The organism is Lacrimispora amygdalina, from assembly GCF_003432035.1.
GTDB lineage: Bacteria > Bacillota > Clostridia > Lachnospirales > Lachnospiraceae > Lacrimispora > Lacrimispora amygdalina.
In genome coordinates, this window is sequence record NZ_QOHO01000132.1 from 1 (window position 1) to 3,049 (window position 3,049).

General features: G+C 36.6%; 1 protein-coding gene. It reads left to right on the forward strand.

Translation table 11 applies throughout. The features are described 5' to 3' along the window. Positions 1 to 423: 423 nt before the first annotated feature. Positions 424 to 3,024: a cation-translocating P-type ATPase gene (locus tag DS742_RS27905; protein ID WP_170313628.1), complete on the forward strand. Its 2,601-nt coding sequence runs from the start codon at positions 424 to 426 to the stop codon at positions 3,022 to 3,024. Positions 3,025 to 3,049 lie beyond the last annotated feature (25 nt).

Genomic DNA, 3,049 nt, shown 5'->3' on the forward strand with positions numbered 1-3,049 from the left:
ACTTGCACTTGCAATTTACGAAATAAAAATATAAAATAATATCATAGTAAATAGCTAGTGTTATTTAAAACTGATAACTCTAAAAGCAAGGAATATAGTGTATGCTTTAGTCATAATACAAAAAATGGGAAGGCCTATTCTTAAGGGCTTAGTGGAAAGAATATTCTATTGTATCATGGATAATTACGGTTGCTGATGCATATGAGGCAATGACTGCTACTAGTAAATATAAGAAAGTATTTTTTAATGAAAAAGCACTTGTAGAGCTGAAACGATGTGCAGGAACACAGTTTGACCCAGAAAATGTGGGAGTATTTGAAAGGACATGTTGGAGGATAGAATCATAAACGTTTTCGAGCCAATGAATATGTCGCTAATATATGATTAATGAGTTTTTAAATATCTATATCAGGAGGAATATAAGTGAAAAAATTTTATCAAATGTCTTATGATGAAGTTATCAAACAGTTAAATAGTCAGACAACTGGCTTATCTAGTGAAGATGTATCGAAACAACGCGAGACCCATGGAAGTAATATACTTGAAGAAAGCAAGAGTGTATCTACGGCTATTATTTTTCTTTCACAGTTTAAAGACTTTCTTGTTGTCATACTTATGGTGGCAGCGGCTGTCTCGGCAATGATGGGAAAACTGGAGAGCACATTAGTTATTATAGCTGTTCTTATTATTAATGCTTTACTGGGAACGATACAACATGTAAAAGCAGAGCAATCATTAAAAAGTTTGAAGGCTCTTTCTGCACCAAGTTCAAAAGTTTTACGTGAAGGGTGTTTGATCGAAATTCCTTCTTCAGAAGTTGTCGTGGGTGACATCTTAATTGTTGAAGCCGGAGATTTTATTGCTGCAGACGCCCGAATTATCGAAAGTAATAGTTTACAGGTAAATGAAAGTGCATTAACTGGTGAATCAGTTAGTGTGGAAAAAGTAATTGAACCTATTAGTAAAGACGATGTGGCGATAGGCGATCGAGTGAATATGATATTTTCGAGTAGTCATGTGACCTATGGGCGTGGTAAAGCTGTAGTTACAGGTGTTGGAGTATCTACTGAAATAGGGCACATCGCATCGTTATTAAAAAGCGCCCAAGAAAAAGCTACACCACTTCAGGAAAACTTAGATAATTTTGGAAAAAAACTAGCAATACTAATAATTATTATTTCTAGCATTGTATTTGGACTGAATTTGTATCGTGGAGCACCTATTATGGATTCACTCATGTTCGCCATATCTCTTGCAGTGGCTGCAATTCCGGAAGCCCTAAGTTCAATTGTAACGATAGTTCTTGCTTTTGGAACAAGAAAGCTAGCTGAAGAAAATGCAATTATTCGAAAATTACACTCTGTGGAAAGTTTAGGCAGTATATCAATTATTTGTTCCGATAAAACAGGTACATTAACACAGAATAAAATGACAGTGCAAAAAATTTTTACAGATAATAAGTTAATTGATGTTGACGCCATTGACAAAGAGAATAGTCTTCATTATAAACTGGTGATGGCAGGACTTTTATGTAGTGACGCAATTACAACCAAAGAAAAAGAAATTGGCGACCCAACAGAGATCGCCTTAGTCGATCTTGGGGAACGTCTACATTTAGATGAATTGATTGTTCGTGAAGTTACACCACGTATTTCAGAGTTGCCCTTCGATAGTGACAGAAAGCTTATGACGACATTACAACATATTGATGGTAAATCCGTTGTTTTCACAAAGGGAGCTATGGATGTATTATTAGACCGTTCGACGCATATTGAGACTGCTCAAGGGGTTCGACTGATTACGCAGGAAGATAAAGATATCTATAATCAGATTAACTTCGAACTAGCAAATCAAGGATTGCGTGTATTGGCTTTTGCGTGGAAAGAAGTAGAGGAAAATACGTTAACATTTGCACATGAAGGTGAGATGATTCTTTTTGGACTAGTTGCTATGATGGATCCTCCAAGAGCTGAATCGAAAGGTGCTGTAGAAAGTTGTATAGCTGCTGGTATTAAACCAATTATGATAACAGGGGATCATAAAGTGACAGCCTCTGCCATAGCACGACAAATCGGTATTTTACAGGAAGGGGATCAAGCACTAGAAGGTGCGGATATTGAACATCTTACGGAAGAAGAATTGATTGCTTTAGTTCCGAAAGTATCGGTCTATGCAAGGGTATCACCAGAACATAAGATACGTATTGTTAGTGCATGGCAAGCTCTTGGTCATGTCGTTGCCATGACAGGGGATGGTGTCAATGATGCACCTGCTCTTAAGCGTGCGGATATCGGTATTGCGATGGGAATTACAGGGACAGAAGTGGCAAAAGATGCAGCTAATATGGTTTTAACGGATGATAATTTCGCTACTATTATCAAGGCAATTAACAATGGACGAAGCATTTATGGGAATATTAAAAATGCCGTAAGATTTCTCTTATCAGGTAACACTGCAGGGATTTTAGCAGTAGTTTATACCTCTATTATGGGGCTGATGGCACCTTTTTCGCCAGTTCACTTACTCTTTATTAACTTATTGACAGATAGTTTGCCGGCTATAGCAATTGGTCTTGAGCCAGCTAATAGCGGGTTAATGAAAGAGAAACCTCGAAATGCAAAAACCCCAATTCTTGATAGGGCTTTCGGGTTGCAAGTGCTTTTTGAAGGGACTATTATTGCTGTTGTAACCATGATCGCTTATTATTTAGGCTATCAGAATGGCAGTCATAGAGAAAGTATGACAATGGCTTTTGCGACATTAAGTTTATCACGCCTTGTTCATGGTTTAAACTGTCGAAATGATGCGCCTCTTTCTCTAAAAACATTATGGATTAATCCATTTAGTTATTTAGCATTAATATTAGGGGCTTTATTGTTATCAGCAGTACTGTTCTTAGAACCGTTGCATAAGATATTTGAAATAAGTATCTTAACGAACCAACAGTACATGAGTATTGTACTTTTATCAATAATACCGCTTATTGTTGTTCAGATTGTTAAACGCATAAAATATAGAAAGTAAAAAAGGTCGGTTGTAAAATGAAGTT